At 72.0% G+C, this 14,356-nt stretch carries 14 protein-coding genes and 1 pseudogene; 10 read left to right on the top strand and 5 right to left on the bottom strand.

The genetic code is table 11. From position 1 onward, the window contains the following. Positions 1–2: 2 nt before the first annotated feature. Complete coding sequence (locus tag AC07DF_RS35350; RefSeq protein WP_261678874.1) at positions 3–764, bottom strand: CDP-alcohol phosphatidyltransferase family protein; 762 nt, start codon at positions 762–764, stop codon at positions 3–5. A 108-nt stretch (positions 765–872) separates the two neighbouring features. On the opposite strand from AC07DF_RS35350, the gene AC07DF_RS35345 reads away from it, so the two are divergent. The 5 genes and pseudogenes from AC07DF_RS35345 to AC07DF_RS35325 all read left to right on the top strand — a co-directional run. Then, on the top strand, positions 873–1,853 hold the full coding sequence (locus AC07DF_RS35345) for a zinc-dependent alcohol dehydrogenase (protein ID WP_478980623.1): 981 nt from the start codon (positions 873–875) through the stop codon (positions 1,851–1,853). Positions 1,854–2,025: 172 nt separating this feature from the next. Further along, on the top strand, positions 2,026–2,424 hold the full coding sequence (locus AC07DF_RS35340; protein WP_184588322.1) for a 6-pyruvoyl trahydropterin synthase family protein: 399 nt from the start codon (positions 2,026–2,028) through the stop codon (positions 2,422–2,424). Next, on the top strand, positions 2,421–3,620 hold the full coding sequence (locus AC07DF_RS35335; RefSeq protein WP_478980620.1) for a glycosyltransferase family 4 protein: 1,200 nt from the start codon (positions 2,421–2,423) through the stop codon (positions 3,618–3,620). The genes AC07DF_RS35340 and AC07DF_RS35335 overlap by 4 nt, the downstream gene beginning before the upstream one ends. Continuing rightward, entirely contained in the window at positions 3,617–4,717 is a 1,101-nt protein-coding gene (locus AC07DF_RS35330) for a class I SAM-dependent methyltransferase (RefSeq protein WP_478980618.1), read from the top strand. The genes AC07DF_RS35335 and AC07DF_RS35330 overlap by 4 nt, the downstream gene beginning before the upstream one ends. Then, a pseudogene (locus AC07DF_RS35325) lies at positions 4,714–5,706 on the top strand (lysylphosphatidylglycerol synthase transmembrane domain-containing protein); the annotation flags it as partial. The gene AC07DF_RS35330 and the pseudogene AC07DF_RS35325, both read left to right, overlap by 4 nt. 125 nt (positions 5,707–5,831) lie before the next feature. Here the strand turns inward: AC07DF_RS35325 and AC07DF_RS35320 are convergent. Beyond that, a complete protein-coding gene (locus AC07DF_RS35320) occupies positions 5,832–6,596 on the bottom strand; it encodes a creatininase family protein (protein WP_478980616.1) in 765 nt (254 codons plus the stop codon). Between the two features lie 41 nt (positions 6,597–6,637). On the opposite strand from AC07DF_RS35320, the gene ribA reads away from it, so the two are divergent. The 3 genes from ribA to AC07DF_RS35305 all read left to right on the top strand — a co-directional run bounded on the left by ribA (position 6,638) and on the right by AC07DF_RS35305 (position 9,693). Further along, entirely contained in the window at positions 6,638–7,297 is a 660-nt protein-coding gene (gene ribA, locus AC07DF_RS35315; RefSeq protein ID WP_478980614.1) for a GTP cyclohydrolase II, read from the top strand. A gap of 157 nt (positions 7,298–7,454) precedes the next feature. Further along, positions 7,455–8,546 carry a saccharopine dehydrogenase gene (locus AC07DF_RS35310; protein WP_478980612.1) on the top strand — a complete coding sequence of 364 codons (1,092 nt, stop codon included), beginning with the start codon at positions 7,455–7,457 and terminating at the stop codon, positions 8,544–8,546. Continuing rightward, complete coding sequence (locus AC07DF_RS35305; protein WP_478980786.1) at positions 8,539–9,693, top strand: saccharopine dehydrogenase family protein; 1,155 nt, start codon at positions 8,539–8,541, stop codon at positions 9,691–9,693. The genes AC07DF_RS35310 and AC07DF_RS35305 overlap by 8 nt, the downstream gene beginning before the upstream one ends. Before the next feature lie 5 nt (positions 9,694–9,698). Here the strand turns inward: AC07DF_RS35305 and AC07DF_RS35300 are convergent, their stop codons facing one another. Continuing rightward, positions 9,699–10,928 (bottom strand): serine hydrolase domain-containing protein, encoded by a 1,230-nt coding sequence (locus AC07DF_RS35300; RefSeq protein ID WP_478980610.1) that lies wholly within the window; start codon positions 10,926–10,928, stop codon positions 9,699–9,701. Between the two features lie 151 nt (positions 10,929–11,079). Between AC07DF_RS35300 and AC07DF_RS35295 the strand changes: the two genes are divergently transcribed. Further along, on the top strand, positions 11,080–11,469 hold the full coding sequence (locus AC07DF_RS35295; protein ID WP_478980608.1) for a VOC family protein: 390 nt from the start codon (positions 11,080–11,082) through the stop codon (positions 11,467–11,469). Between the two features lie 108 nt (positions 11,470–11,577). Further along, positions 11,578–11,988, top strand: coding sequence for a VOC family protein (locus AC07DF_RS35290; RefSeq protein ID WP_478980606.1), 411 nt, complete (start codon positions 11,578–11,580; stop codon positions 11,986–11,988). 70 nt (positions 11,989–12,058) lie between these two features. Here AC07DF_RS35290 and AC07DF_RS35285 read toward each other — a convergent pair whose 3' ends face one another. Both AC07DF_RS35285 and AC07DF_RS35280 read right to left on the bottom strand, forming a co-directional pair. Continuing rightward, the gene (locus AC07DF_RS35285; RefSeq protein ID WP_478980604.1) at positions 12,059–13,417 is read right to left on the bottom strand and encodes an MFS transporter; all 1,359 of its coding nucleotides are present in this window, start codon (positions 13,415–13,417) and stop codon (positions 12,059–12,061) included. 162 nt (positions 13,418–13,579) lie between these two features. After that, on the bottom strand, positions 13,580–14,245 hold the full coding sequence (locus tag AC07DF_RS35280) for a TetR/AcrR family transcriptional regulator (protein ID WP_478980602.1): 666 nt from the start codon (positions 14,243–14,245) through the stop codon (positions 13,580–13,582). Positions 14,246–14,356 lie beyond the last annotated feature (111 nt).

The raw sequence follows: 14,356 nt of genomic DNA, 5'->3' as shown, positions 1-14,356 counted from the left end.
CGTCAGCTCGCGACCAGCTCCCGCACCTGCCGTCGCGCGGCGGTCTCCTCGACGCGCGAGGTCCGGTACAGCCACAGCACGTCACGCCCGAACGACCACACCAGCAGGCCCAGGGCCAGGGCGGCGACCCCGAAGTTGCCCGCGTACGGCAGCAGATCGGCGCCCGCCACCAGCAGGAGCACGCCCTGGAGCGCCGCCACCGTCTTGCGGGCGGTGCTCGGCGGGAGGGCGGCGGTCAGCCAGGGCCAGACCCGCGCGGCGGCGACGAAGACGTACCGCATACCGCCGATGAGCAGCACCCACGGGCCCTGCTCCATCGACACGTACACGCTCAGCACCAGGATCAGGAACGCGTCGACCTCCATGTCGAAGCGCGCGCCCAGCGCCGTGGAGGTGCCGGTGCGGCGGGCCACCTTGCCGTCGACACCGTCGAGGATCAGGGCGACCGCCGTCAGGCCGACGAACAGCGACACGGGCGGCGAGCTCTGGAAGGAGTCCGCGACCAGGGCGGTGACCCCGCCGACGAGGGTGGCACGGCCGAGGGTGACCCGGTTGGCCGCGCCGAAGGAGCGCAGCCGGGAGCGGTGCAGGGCCCGGGAGAGCACGGCCCAGGTGGCGAGGGCGAACGCGAGGCCGGTCAGCCAGCCCGCCGGGCCCATCCCGATCGCCGTACCGATCAGGGCGAGCAGCAGGATCTGCACTCCCGCCCCCAGGGCGGTCTCCTGCTGGACGAGCCTCGCGTCGTAAGTGTTGTTCAGGGCCACCGAACACCCTCCGGCCGTGTGACAGAGTCGATCAACGCCGCTACCTTGTGCGCGGCCTGTGCACCCCTCGGTACGCAAGCAGCTTCCCGATCGTTCAGGAGGACTTCGATGAAGCACACCGCACGGGCGTTCTGGATCGACTCGCCTGGGCGAGGCGTCATCCGGGACGTCACCCTGCCGGAGCCCGGCGAGGACGAGGTGCTGGTCCGCGCGCTGTACTCCGGAGTGAGCCGCGGCACGGAGACGCTCGTCTTCCGCGGCGGCGTGCCGGTCAGTCAGCACACGGCCATGCGGGCACCGTTCCAGGAGGGCGACTTCCCGGGACCCGTGAAGTACGGCTACCTCAACGTCGGAGTGGTGGAGGAAGGGCCCGAGGACCTCGCCGGCCGTACGGTGTTCTGCCTCTATCCGCATCAGAGCCGATACGTCGTCCCGGCGCATGCCGTCACACCCGTACCCGACACCGTGCCGGCCGAACGGGCCGTGCTCGCCGGGACCGTGGAGACCGCCGTCAACGCCCTGTGGGACGCCGCGCCCCTGGTCGGCGACCGGATCGCCGTGGTCGGCGGCGGCATGGTCGGCTGCTCGGTGGCCGCCCTGCTCGCCCGGTTCCCCGGCGTCCGCGTCCAGCTGGTCGACGCCGATCCGTCCCGTGCCGCCATCGCCAAGGCCCTGGGCGTCGGCTTCGCCACCCCAGGGGACGCTTTGGGCGAGTGCGACCTGGTCGTCCACGCCAGCGCCACCGAGCAGGGACTCGCCAGGTCCCTGGAACTCCTCACCGCCGAGGGGACCGTGCTGGAACTGAGCTGGTACGGCGACCGGCGGATCAGCCTGCCGCTGGGCGAGGCCTTCCACTCCCGGCGGCTCGTCATCCGCTCCAGCCAGGTCGGCACCGTCTCCCCGGCCCGGCCGGGCCGCAGCTACGCCGACCGGCTCGCCGTCGCCCTCGACCTGCTCGCCGACCCGGCGCTCGACGCCCTCGTCACCGGCGAATCCGCCTTCGAGGAGCTGCCGGACGTGCTGCCGAGGCTCGCCTCCGGCGAGATCCCCGCGCTGTGCCACCGCGTCCGCTATGACGAGAGCGATTGACGCATCGGCTGACGATTCGTTCCATCCGGTACGACATCGTCACGACAAGAGCGCCTGACCTGAGAAAAGACGTAGCCGAGGCTGAACAGGGGAAGGCAAGGAGCCGTATAACCCGGCATCCCCGGCAGCAAACAGCGGGGGAGCAGACGCGCCGCACCTGGAGGGTCGTCCGTTGTTCAGCATCACCGTCCGCGATCACATCATGATCGCCCACAGCTTCCGTGGCGACGTCTTCGGACCGGCGCAGCGCCTGCACGGGGCCACGTTCCTCGTGGACGCCACGTTCCGGCGCGAGCAGCTGGACGAGGACAACATCGTCGTCGACATCGGGCTGGCCACCCAGGAACTCGGGGCGGTCGTCAGCGAGCTGAACTACCGCAACCTCGACAACGAGCCCGACTTCGCAGGGGTCAACACCTCTACGGAGTTCCTCGCCAAGGTCATCGCCGACCGCCTCGCCGAGCGCATCCACAAGGGGGCCCTGGGCGAGGGCGCCAAGGGCATCGCGGGCCTGTCCGTCACCCTGCACGAGTCGCACATCGCCTGGGCGAGTTACGAGCGTGCGCTGTGACCGACACGACCATCGAGCGGCCCGGGCAGACCGGACCGGCACGCCTGAACTACGTTCCGGTGCAGCACGCCGCCCTGAAGAACGCCGAGATCATCCCCATGTCCCTGCGCACCGTGCACTTCGTGCTCCCGGGCGGCATCGACGACCCGGCCGCGCCCAGCGGCGGCAACGCCTACGACCGGCGCGTCTGCCTGGACCTGCCCGGCTTCGGCTGGCAGGTGACCAAGCACGCCGTCGCCGGTGACTGGCCCCGGCCGGGGGCCGAGGCCCGTACGGAACTGGCCCGCGCCCTGAGCGGACTGCCGGACGGTGCCGTCGTCCTGCTCGACGGCCTGGTGGCCTGCGGGGTCCCGGAGATCGTCGTGCCGGAGGCGGAACGGCTGCGCATGGTCGTCCTCGTCCATCTCCCGCTCGGCGACGAGACCGGCCTCGACCCGGTCGTGGCCGCCGAACTGGACGTCAAGGAGCGCTCGGTGCTGCGGGCGGTGCCGGCGGTCATCGCCACCAGCGACTGGGCGGTCCGCCGCCTGGTCTCCCACCACGGCCTTCCCCCGGAGCGCGTCCACGTCGCGGCCCCCGGTGCCGACATCGCACCCCTCGCTCCCGGCACCGACGGTGTCTCGCGTCTGCTGTGCGTGGCCGCCGTGACCCCGCGCAAGGGGCAGCACCGGCTGGTGGAGGCGCTGGCCACGGTGACCGACCTGCGGTGGAGCTGCGTCTTCGTCGGCAGCCTCACCCAGGAGCCCGAGTACGTCGCCCACTTGCGGTCCCTCATCGCCGAGCACGGCCTTCAGGACCGGCTGGAGCTGGCGGGCCCGAAGTCCGGCGCCGCACTCGACGCCAGTTACGCCACCGCCGACCTGATGGTCCTCACCTCCTACGCCGAGACCTACGGCATGGCCGTCACCGAGGCACTGGCCCGGGGCATCCCGGTCATGGCCACGGACGTGGGCGGGCTCCCCGAGGCGGTCGGCCGCGCCCCCGACGGCGGCGTGCCCGGCATCCTCGTCCCGCCGGAGAACCCGGCCGCCATCGCCGCCGAACTGCGCGGCTGGTTCGGCGAGGCGGACGTACGGCGTCGCCTCAAGGCCGCCGCCCGTAGTCGCCGCGCCTCCCTCGACGGCTGGGCGACGACCGCACAGAGCCTGGCGGCGGTACTGCGCCGGCTCCCGACCGAACCCCGGAGGGCCGCATGACGAACCCGGCTACGACCCAGCAGAGCGGGACGATTCCGGCGCAGCCCGGACCCAGAGGAGGTGCCGAGGCGATGGAATCCGTCAAGCAGGTGGACGCCACGGCTCCCAAGCCGGTTGGCACCGCGGCGGCACCGGGTGACGCGGTCATCGCGTGGGCGGGTGACGCCGTCCCGGCGGGCGCCGACGGCGCCGTCATCCCGGGCGCAGGACCCAGCGGCACACCCGGCTCCCGGCCCACCGTGAAGCTGCGCGAGGCCGACCCCGGCGATCCGCCGCGCTACGCGCCCGAGTGGCTGGAGCTGCGGGAGCCGGCCGACGCCGACGCGCGGGCGCACGACCTGCTCGACCCGCTGCGCATCCGGCTCGCCAACCTGCCGGGGAAGTCGGGCGTCGCCATCCACGACCTGGGCTGCGGCACCGGGTCGATGGGCCGCTGGCTCGCCCCCCGCCTGGACGGCGCCCAGCACTGGGTCCTGCACGACCGCGACCCCTACCTGCTGCACTTCGCCGCCGTCTCCTCCCCGCGCTCCGCCGCCGACGGCAGCCGGGTCTCGGTCGAGACACGGCGCGGTGACGTCGCCCGCCTCACGCCGGACGCCCTGAAGGGCGCGTCCCTGGTGACGGCGTCCGCGCTGCTGGACGTCCTCACGCGCGACGAGATCGGCGCCCTCGCCGCCGCCTGCGCCGGAGCCGGCTGCCCCGCCCTGCTGACGCTGTCGGTCGCCGGGCGCGTCGAACTGACCCCGTCCCACCCGCTGGACGCGGAGATCGCCCAGGCGTTCAACGAACACCAGCGCCGCGACGGCCTGCTCGGCCCCGACGCGGTCACGGCGGCGGCCGAGGCGTTCTCCGAGCACGGCGCGACCGTACGGCTGCACCCGAGCCCCTGGCGGCTCGGCCCCGAGCAGGCCGCGCTCACCGAACAATGGCTGCGCGGCTGGGTCGGCGCCGCCGTCGAGCAACGCCCCGACCTGCGCGACCGTGCCGACGCCTACCTGGCCGAACGCCTGGCCGTCTGCGCCGCCGGGCAGTTGCGCGTCACCGTCCATCACACCGACCTGCTGGCACTGTGCCGTCCGGTGGGCGGAGCGTCATGAGCCCCCAGGCGACGGGGACGCGTCCGCGACCGACGACCATCGAGAGCGACCGGCTGCCCCGGAGCGGCGACAGCGGGAATCCGCTCGGGGAACCCGGTGCTCCGGCACCGGAGGCTTCCCGCCCCGCCGGTTCCCCGTCGCCCGGCCCGATCCGGACCGCACTGGCCCGCATCGGCTCCCGCAAGGTCCGTACGCATCTCGGCACCCTCGCCGGGATCGCCATCCTCGGCGTGCTGTCGTGGCGCCTGGGTACCGGTGTCTTCCTGGACGGGCTGAGCCGGATCGACGGGACGTCGCTGGCGCTGGCGCTCGGGATCGGCCTCGTCACCACGGTCTTCAGCGCGTGGCGGTGGGCGCTCGTGGCCCGCGGCCTCAGGATCCGGCTGCCGTTCGGGCCGGCTGTCGCCGACTACTACCGCGCGCTGTTCCTCAACGCGGCGCTGCCCGGCGGCGTCCTCGGCGATGTGCACCGGGCGGTCCGGCACGGGCAGAGCGAGGGAGACCTGAGCCGGGGCGTGAAGGCGGTCGTCCTCGAACGGGCCGCCGGGCAGGTCGCGCTGTTCGCCGTCGGGGCCGTGGTGCTGCTGACCATGCCGTCCCCGGTGCTGGCCGAGGCCCGGCACATCGCCCCGCTCGCGGCCCTGGCCGCGGTGGGCGCCCTCGCCGTCGTCCTCGCCCTGCGCATGAACCGGGCGGCGCCCTCACGCCGGGGCCGGAAGCTGCGCGGGGCCCTCGCCGAGGCGCGCGAAGGGCTGCTGTCCCGCAGCAACGGGCCCGGAGTCATTGTCTCCTCCGTGGTCGTTCTGGCAGGTTACGTGGCCATGTTCGTACTCGCCGCCCGCGTCGCCGGGGCCGCCGCCTCCGTGGCCGTCCTGCTGCCGCTCGCGGTCCTCGCGCTGCTGGCGATGGGACTGCCGCTGAACGTCGGCGGCTGGGGTCCGCGGGAGGGCGTCACCGCATGGGCGTTCGGCGCCGCGGGGCTGGGCGCCGGCCGGGGACTCGCCGTCGCGGTCGTCTACGGGGTGCTCAGCCTCGTGGCGAGCCTGCCCGGCCTGATCGTGCTCGTCGCCCGCTGGTACACGGGCCTGCGCGCCCGCTCCCGGGCCGGGAACGACTACCCGTCAGCCCCGTCGCTCGTGGAGGCGGCCCCGTCGTCCGCGGAGGTCAGCAACGAGAAATACGCCCCGAAGGAATCCGCAAGGCTCGCCAGGAGTTCCTTCCCCTTTTCCGCCGAACCCAGCGAAGCACGGCCGATGACACCGGAATCGGTATAGCCGGACATGCCGAGGGTGAGCAGATGACGCCGATCGTCAGCGACGAAATCGGAGGTCTCATAACCGGGTCGGAGCATTTCGGGATGAGCGTGCAGAAGGATGGAGGTTTCTATTTCCCCCGCGTGCATGTCGGTGAGCAGCGAGGTGACCACACCCGCCCGCTGCCGCGCCTCCTCCCAGTCCTCCGGGGCCGGGAAGAGCGCCATCCGCTCGCCGCGGGCGGAGGACTCCTGAACCACGTTGCCCAGTACGTAGTTTCCGCCGTGCCCGTTGACCACCACCAGGGCCTCGACACCGGACCGGCGGAGCGAAGCCGCAATGTCCCGTACCACCGCATGAAGGGTCACCGAGGAGATGCTGACGGTCCCCGGCCAGGCCGCGTGCTCGTGCGAGCACGAGATCGTCACCGGAGGAAGGAGGTGCACCGGGTACGCGCCGGCTATCTCCCGCGCGACGGCACAGGCGACGAGCGTGTCGGTCGCCAGGGGAAGAAACGCACCGTGCTGCTCGAAGCTCCCCACGGGAAGCACCGCGACCTGCCGTGAGACACCGGCGCCCCGCGTCCGTACGTCTTCCGTGGTGTCCGCCGGCACCAGATCACTCATAACGTCACGGCCTTTCGTCTCTGCTTAGGAACTCGAGAATCATGACAGAAAAAATTGGCGTACTCGGCAAGAAGTCACCGCAGCGGACCGGCGTGGAACGCGTCGTGAATGCGCCCTTGCCCACCGTGTACGGGAAATTCGAGGCGGTCGGCTACCTGGACCACGACCGCGGTGACGAACAGGTGGCGCTGGTCTACGGCGAGCTCGGCACGGACGACGTCCTCATCCGGCTGCACTCGGAGTGCCTGACCGGCGACGCCTTCGGCTCCCAGCACTGCGAGTGCGGTGACCAGCTCGACGCAGCCCTGCGCGCGGTCGTCGCCGAGGGCGCCGGTGTCGTCGTCTACCTCAGAGGGCATGAAGGCCGTGGCATCGGCCTGCTCGCCAAGCTGCGCGCGATGGCCCTGCAGGCGGAGGGCCTGGACACCGTCGAGGCCAACCTCGCCCTGGGCCTGCCGGTCGACGCCCGTGACTACGGGGTGGCTGCCAGGATCCTGGAGGACCTGGGCGTGAAGTCCGTCCGCCTGATGTCCAACAATCCGCGCAAGCGCGACGCCCTGGTGAGCCACGGCATTGAGGTCGCCGAGCAGGTGCCGCTGCTGATCCCGCCGTGCGAGAACAACATCACCTATCTGCGGACGAAGCGGGAGCGTCTCGACCACCACCTGCCCCACCTGGACGCGGTGGTCAGCTCCTCCTGAGGCGACGGGTGCCCGCACGGGCGGGCTCCGGTCTCCTCGGCGTGACCTGGGCGCATTCGTGCGCGACCCGGAGGCGGGCCGCGTACGCTTCGTGGACGTCAGCCCCTTGAGCGTCGGCCCTCAGCGGCCGACGCCTCACGCCGGAGGCCCACCTGGTATGACCGAGCTCCATCTGTGGCTGCGCCACGAGGCCCGAACCACCGAGCGACGCACACCGATCGTGCCCGACGACGCCCGGCGGCTCGTCGGGAACGGAGTGGAACTGACCGTTGAGGAGTCCCCTCAGCGGGTCTTCCCGATCGAGGAGTACGAGGCGGCCGGCTGCCGCGTCGCGCCCGCGGGCTCCTGGGTGACGGCGCCCCCTGACGCCGTCGTGCTCGGCCTGAAGGAACTGCCCGCGGACCCCGCCGAACTGACGCACCGGCACATCTTCTTCGGCCACGCCTACAAGGGCCAGCCGGGAGCGGCCGGCCTGCTGGGCCGGTTCACGGCCGGGGGCGGGACGCTGTTCGACCTGGAGTACCTGGTGGACGACACCGGGCGGCGCCTCGCCGCCTTCGGTTTCTGGGCCGGCTATCTGGGCGCCGCCCTGGCGGTGCTCCAGCACCGGGGCCGGCTGCGGGCACCGCTGACGCCCACCACCAAAGAGGACCTGGACGAGACCCTGAAGCCCGCCGCCGGCGACGCCGAGCTCACCGGCCTGGTCATCGGCGCCCTGGGACGCAGCGGTCGCGGTGCCCGGGTGGCGTTCGCCGCCGCCGGGATCGCCCCGACCTGCTGGGACCTCGCCGAGACCCGCGACCTGGACCGCCGCGCCCTGCTGGAGCACGACGTGATGGTGAACGCGGTGCTCGCCACCACCCCCGTCCCGCCCTTCCTCCGCGAGCGGGACCTCGACACCCCGGACCGCCGGCTGCGCACCCTGTGCGACGTGACCTGCGACGTCGGCTCCCCGCTCAACGTCCTCCCGGTGTACGACGACACCACCGACTGGGACGAGCCCGTACGCCGGCTGCGCGCCGAACCCCCGCTCGACCTGATCGCCATCGACAACCTCCCCTCCCTGCTGCCGCTGGAGTCCAGCGCCGACTTCTCGGCCGCTCTCTATCCCCAGCTGCTCGACTTCGGCGTCGCCGGGCCCTGGGGACGCTGCCTGGACCGGTTCCGTCAGGCCTGCCGTGAACACGGACTCGACAGGGGGGAATTCGATGAGCAGTCGTTCGATGAGGGGGAGCCCGGTGATCGCTGACCCGGTGTCCGCCAGCGGTACCGTCCACTGGATCGGCGCCGGCCTCTCCACCGGCAGCGGACTGGCCGCGCTGTGCGACACCGCCGAGCGCGTACGGCTCTGGCACCGCACCGAGAGCCGCGCCGCCGACGCCCTCGGCCGGCTGGGCCTCGCCGGACGGGCCGAGCCCCGCGCATACACGCCGTCAGCGCTCGCCGCCGAACTCGCTCCCGGCGACGTCGTCGTGTCGATGCTGCCCGCGCCGGAGCACGCGCCACTGCTCGCCGAGTGCGTACGGCGGGGAGCGCACTTCGCCTGCTCCAGCTATGTGTCCCAGTCGGTGCTGGATCAGGTGCCCGCCGCCGAGAAGGCCGGGGTCGTCGTCCTCACCGAGGCCGGGCTCGACCCGGGCATCGACCATCTCTTCGCGCACGCCCTGGTCGCCCGGGCCCGGGACGCCATCGGCGACGGGACGCCCGCCTCGTTCACCCTCACCTCGTACTGCGGCGGTGTCCCCGCCGTCCCGAACGACTTCACGTACCGCTTCAGCTGGGCACCGGCCGGCGTCCTCAACGCCCTGCGCTCACCGGCCCGTTACATCGAGGGCGGTGCCGAGACCGTCGCCGACCGCCCGTGGGAGGCCACCCGGCGGCATGTCGTCGAGGGGGAGACGTTCGAGGTCTATCCCAACCGCGACAGTGTCCCGTTCGTCGGGCAGTACGAACTGCCGGACGCCTGGACACCGCGGACGTTCGTACGCGGCACCCTGCGGCTGAAGGGCTGGCTGCGGGCCTGGGACGGTGTCTTCGAGGAGCTGAAGGCGGGCGACGACACCCGGATCGCCACCCTGGCCCAGGAGCTGGCCGCCGCCTATCCCACGACGGACGAGGATCGGGACCGGGTCGTCCTCGCCGTGTCGCTGGAGGTACGGGCCGAGGCGGGACGAACCTGGTCCGGCGGCTACCTCCTCGACCTGGTGGGGGACGCGAGGGAGAGCGCGATGGCCCGCTGTGTCTCGCGCACCCTCGCCCTGGGGGTCCGCCACGTCCTGGACGGCTCTCTGCCGCCGGGTCTGAACCGTGCCGCCGAGACGGCGGCACGGTCCGAACAGTGGCTGCGTGAACTCGCCCAGGAGGGAGTCGAGTTCACGCTGCGCGTCGACCGGTAGCGGGCTCAGCCCGACAGGGCTTCGTGGACCATCCTCTTCAGGTCCCGGAACACCGTGTGCGAGGACCGGGGCCGCACCTGCGTCATGAACTGCACCGTCAGGTCGCGGCCCGGGTCCACCCAGAACGTCGTCGTCGCCACCCCGCTCCAGCCATAGGTGCCCAGCCCGGACGGCACGAGGGTGCGGGACGGGTCGATGACCACGGAGCAGTTGAGGCCGAAGCCGACCCCGTCGTTCCCCGGCTCGTCGTGGGCGGGACGGCTGCCGAAGGAACGCAGGTCGGCGCCGTCGGGCAGGTGGTTGCGGGTCATCAGGTCCACGGTGCCGGGCGCGAGGAGCCGGACGCCGTCCAGTTCGCCGCGCCGGCGCAGCAGCTCCATGAAGCGGTGGTAGTCGTGGGCGGAGGCGACGATGCCGCCGCTGCCCGACAGGAACCGCGGCCGGCCGCGCAGCGGCAGCCCCGGGATCGGCTCGATGCCGCCGCCCTCCTTCTCCCCGTACATCTCCGACAGCCGGGGCGCCTGCTCGTCCGTGACGTGGAAACCCGCGTCCGTCATGCCGAGGGGGCCGAAGACCCGCTCGGCGCAGAACACGTCGAGCGGCTGACCCGAGACGACCTCGATGATCCGGCCCAGGACATTGCTGGCCACCGAGTAGTTCCACTCGGTGCCCGGCTCGAACTGCAGCGGCAGACTCGCGTACACGTCGATGGTCTCGGCCAGGTCGGCGCCCGGCGGCACCGAGGACTCCAGGCCGGCCGCGCGATACAGGGCGTCGACGGGGTGGGTGTGGTAGAAGCCGAAGGTCAGACCCGAGGTGTGGGTCATCAGGTGCCGGACGAGTATGGGGCCGTCGGCGGGGCGGGTCCGTACGTCGGCCCCGGAGCCGCCGGCGTACACCCGCGGCTCGGCGAAGGCCGGCAGATGGCCGGCGACGGGGTCGTCCAGCGACAGCCGGCCCTCCTCCACCAGCAGCAGCGCGGCGACCGCGGTGACCGGCTTCGTCATGGAGTAGACCCGCCACAGCGTGTCGGGTTCGACCGGGCGGCGGGCCGCGATGTCGCGCAGCCCGTGCGTCGTGAGGTGGGCGACGCGTCCGGCGCGGGCGACGGACACGAGGAAGCCCGGCAGCCGCCCCTCGTCGACCAGTCGGGTGAAGTGCCGGTCCATGCGGTCCAGCACCTTCGGATCCAGCCCCGCCTCGCCGGGATCGACCTCTTGCCGCAGCTGTGCCATCGCTCTTCCTCCGTCGCGCTCGTCGAGGTGAGATCCGGCATACCCCGCCAGGACCGCGCAGGAACAGGTGAATGTCAGAGGTCACCGGTACCGTCGAACCGGACGGCCGCAGCCTGTCCGAGATCAGGTCCGACACTCCGGAGAGCAGCTCATGAGGATCCACATCACCAGCGTCTTCGTCGACGACCAGGAAAAAGCCCGGAGCTTCTACACCGACGTGCTGGGCTTCGTGAAGAAGCACGACGTCCCGGTGGGGACCGACCGCTGGCTGACCGTGGTGTCACCGGAGGACCTCGACGGGACGGAGCTGCTGCTCGAGCCGTCGGGCCATCCGGCGGTGCAGCCGTACAAGACGGCGCTGGTCGAGGACGGCATCCCGGCCGCCTCGTTCGCCGTGGACGACGTACACGCCGAGTACGAGCGGCTGCGCGGGCTCGGGGTGCGGTTCACACAGGAGCCGACGGAGATGGGCCCGCTCACCACCGCGGTGCTGGACGACACCTGTGGCAACCTCATCCAGATCGTGCACACCAAGGCCTAAGCCCCGGGGCGCAGGACCGATGGCCGATGTCATGGGGCGGTCGGCTTCCTAGGCTGCGAGACGGGTGCGCGGCCGCCGCGGACCAGGACGCCATGAGAAGAGGTCGCCATGCCCGTGCACGGTCGCAGCCACATCCGGATCGCCCGTCCCTCCCGGGATCTCGCGGCGGCCGAGCGGTTCTGGCGCGAGGGGCTCGGACTCGAAGTGGTGTGGCGGGCCGAGGGCGGGGGCGAGCCGGGGGAGCACGACCTGCTGATGCTCGGCTGGCCCGACGCCGACTGGCATCTGGAGCTCGTGCACGAGGCCGCCCGGCCGGTCGAGCCCCGCCCCACCGAGGAGGACCTGCTGGTGATCTACGCCGACGGCGCCGTCCCGGACGACCTCGTCGCTCGCCTGGAGGCGCACGGCGGCAAGCGGGTGGGGTCTCCCAACCCCTACTGGAACGAGTGGGGCATCACCATCGAGGACCCCGACGGCTACCGCTTGGTCTTGTGCCGCCGAGCCTGGTCCAACAGCTGAAGACCGGCCCTCAAGGGGCGCGGGGAACTGCGCGAACAGCCCCCACGCACCCGCACCGGGCATCGCAGGGTCAGGCCGTGACCTTCTCCGGCTGAACGGTTCCCCGAGCCGCACGCTCACCGAGCACCTCCGTGGGAACCCGGTGCGTCTCACGCGCCGACACCGCCGCGATCACCGGCGGCACACACAGCGCCGCCGTGAACAGGGCCACCGCCGACCAGTCGTCGCCGCCCGGCCCGGCGATCTGCGCGGCGAACGTCACCGCGAACCCGGCCGCCGCGAAACCGATCTGCGTGCCGATGGCCACGCCGGACAGCCGGACCCGGGTCGTGAACATCTCGCCGTAGAAGGCGGGCCACACACCGTTCGCGGCGCTGTAGACCACGCCGAAGCAGAGGATGCCCGTCAGGAACGTCAGCGGGTAGGAGCCCGTGGAGACGGCCCACAGGTACAGGAACATCGTCACCGCGCTGCCGGCCGCGCCGATCAGGAACACCGGGCGGCGGCCGATCCGGTCGGACAGCGTGGCCCACAGCGGGATCGCGGCGAGCGCGACGACATTGGCCAGGGCGCCCACCCACAGCATGGAGGTGCGCGACATCCCGACCGCGTCGCTGGTGGCGTACGCCAGCGCCCACACCGTGAAGATCGTGCTGACCGAGGCGATGAGCGCGCCCGCGATCACCCGCAGCACATCCGCCCAGTGCTCGCGCATCAGCACCACCAACGGCAGCTTGACGACGCCCTCCTCGGCGGCCTGCTGCGCGAAGGCCGGGGTCTCGTCCAGCTTGCGCCGGATGACATAGCCGACGACGGCGACCCCGACGCTCAGCCAGAACGGCACCCGCCAGCCCCACGACAGCAACTGCTCCTCCGGCAGCGCGGCGACCGGGATGAAGACCAGCGTGGCCAGCAGCTGGCCGCCCTGGGTGCCGCTGAGGGTGAAGCTGGTGAAGAAGCCGCGCCGGCCCGGCGGCGCGTGTTCCAGCGTCATGGAGTTGGCGCTGGCCTGCTCGCCCGCCGCCGAGATGCCCTGGAGCACCCGGCACAGCACCAGCAGGACCGGGGCGAGGGTGCCGACCTGGTCGCGGGTGGGCAGACAGCCGATGAGGAACGTCGACAGGCCCATCAGCATCAGCGTGAAGACCATGATCTTCTTGCGGCCGAGCTTGTCCCCGAAGTGGCCGAGGAACAGCGCGCCGACCGGGCGGGCGGCGTACGCGACGCCGAACGTGGCCAGCGACAGCAGGGTCGCGGTGGCCGGGTCGGACTCGTCGAAGAACACCTCGGGGAAGATCAGCGCGGCCGCGCTGCCGTAGATGAAGAAGTCGTAGTACTCCAGCGCGCTGCCGATCCAGGCGGCGGTCGCGGCTTTCCTGGGCTGGCCGGGCGGGACGGCGGCCCCTCGGGGCGTGGCGGGGACGGACACGTGCGGCTCCTTAGCGGGCTCCACCTTAGGCGGAGTGAGACGAACGGCGAGCAGAGGGGACGTGCCGGATCGCGGCTAATTAACCCACTGGGTAGTTAGTAGGGGATGGCCAGTGATGCTGCGCCCGTGTGCCGCCGGTGTCAAGGGGTCGCGCGCGGGACTTCAGTCCGCCGTGCGTTCCGCGGTCAGATACGCGATCACCATGTCGCCCAGCATGGTGCGGTAGTGCGCGCGCTGTGCCGGATCCAGCAGGTCGCGGCCGAACAGCGCGCCGAAGGTGTGCCGGTTGGAGACCCGGAAGAAGCAGTAGGAGGAGATCATCGCGTGCAGGTCGACGGCGTCCACGTCGGCCGTGAACAGGCCCGACTCCTGGCCCGAGGCCAGGATCCGGCGGATCACGTCCAGGGCGGGGGAGCCGATCTTGCCGAGCTTCTCGGAGCCCGCGATGTGCTGGGCTCCGTGGATGTTCTCGATGCTGACCAGGCGGATGAAGTCCGGGTGCCGCTCGTGGTGGTCGAAGGTCACCTCGGCCAGGCGCCGGATGGCCGCCACCGGGTCCAGGTGCTCGACGTCGAGCTGCTGCTCGGCCTCCCGGATCACGCCGTACGCCCGCTCCAGCACGGTCGTGAACAGCTGTTCCTTGCCGCCGAAGTAGTAGTAGATCATCCGCTTCGTGGTGCGGGTGCGGGCGGCGATCTCGTCCACCCGGGCCCCGTCGTAGCCGGCCCGGGCGAACTCCTGCGTGGCGACGTCGAGGATCTCGGCCTGGGTGCGGGCGGCGTCACGGATGCGCTCGCCAGGACGTGCCGGTTCTTCGACGCTGGTCATCAGGTTCCTTCGGGCGGAGGGGCCGGTGCCGGTGATTCTAGAAGCAGGGGCCCGCGCCCGGCGGGGGCTTCCCGTGGCCGTGCTCGGCTGATATAGCTAACGTACTAGTTC

It is taken from the genome of Streptomyces sp. NPDC044719, assembly GCF_056433405.1.
The sequence above is the reverse complement of the archived record's forward strand: the minus strand, read 5'-3'. Positions and strand labels throughout refer to the sequence as shown.

Excerpts from the sequence above, each read along its gene's own strand:
- AC07DF_RS35345 (WP_478980623.1), top strand. The coding sequence starts at position 873 with ATGAAGCACACCGCACGGGCGTTCTGGATCGACTCGCCTGGGCGAGGC.
- AC07DF_RS35330 (WP_478980618.1), top strand. The coding sequence starts at position 3,617 with ATGACGAACCCGGCTACGACCCAGCAGAGCGGGACGATTCCGGCGCAG.
- AC07DF_RS35320 (WP_478980616.1), bottom strand. The coding sequence starts at position 6,596 with ATGAGTGATCTGGTGCCGGCGGACACCACGGAAGACGTACGGACGCGG.
- ribA (WP_478980614.1), top strand. The coding sequence starts at position 6,638 with ATGACAGAAAAAATTGGCGTACTCGGCAAGAAGTCACCGCAGCGGACC.
- AC07DF_RS35310 (WP_478980612.1), top strand. The coding sequence starts at position 7,455 with ATGACCGAGCTCCATCTGTGGCTGCGCCACGAGGCCCGAACCACCGAG.
- AC07DF_RS35300 (WP_478980610.1), bottom strand. The coding sequence starts at position 10,928 with ATGGCACAGCTGCGGCAAGAGGTCGATCCCGGCGAGGCGGGGCTGGAT.
- AC07DF_RS35295 (WP_478980608.1), top strand. The coding sequence starts at position 11,080 with ATGAGGATCCACATCACCAGCGTCTTCGTCGACGACCAGGAAAAAGCC.
- AC07DF_RS35290 (WP_478980606.1), top strand. The coding sequence starts at position 11,578 with ATGCCCGTGCACGGTCGCAGCCACATCCGGATCGCCCGTCCCTCCCGG.
- AC07DF_RS35280 (WP_478980602.1), bottom strand. The coding sequence starts at position 14,245 with ATGACCAGCGTCGAAGAACCGGCACGTCCTGGCGAGCGCATCCGTGAC.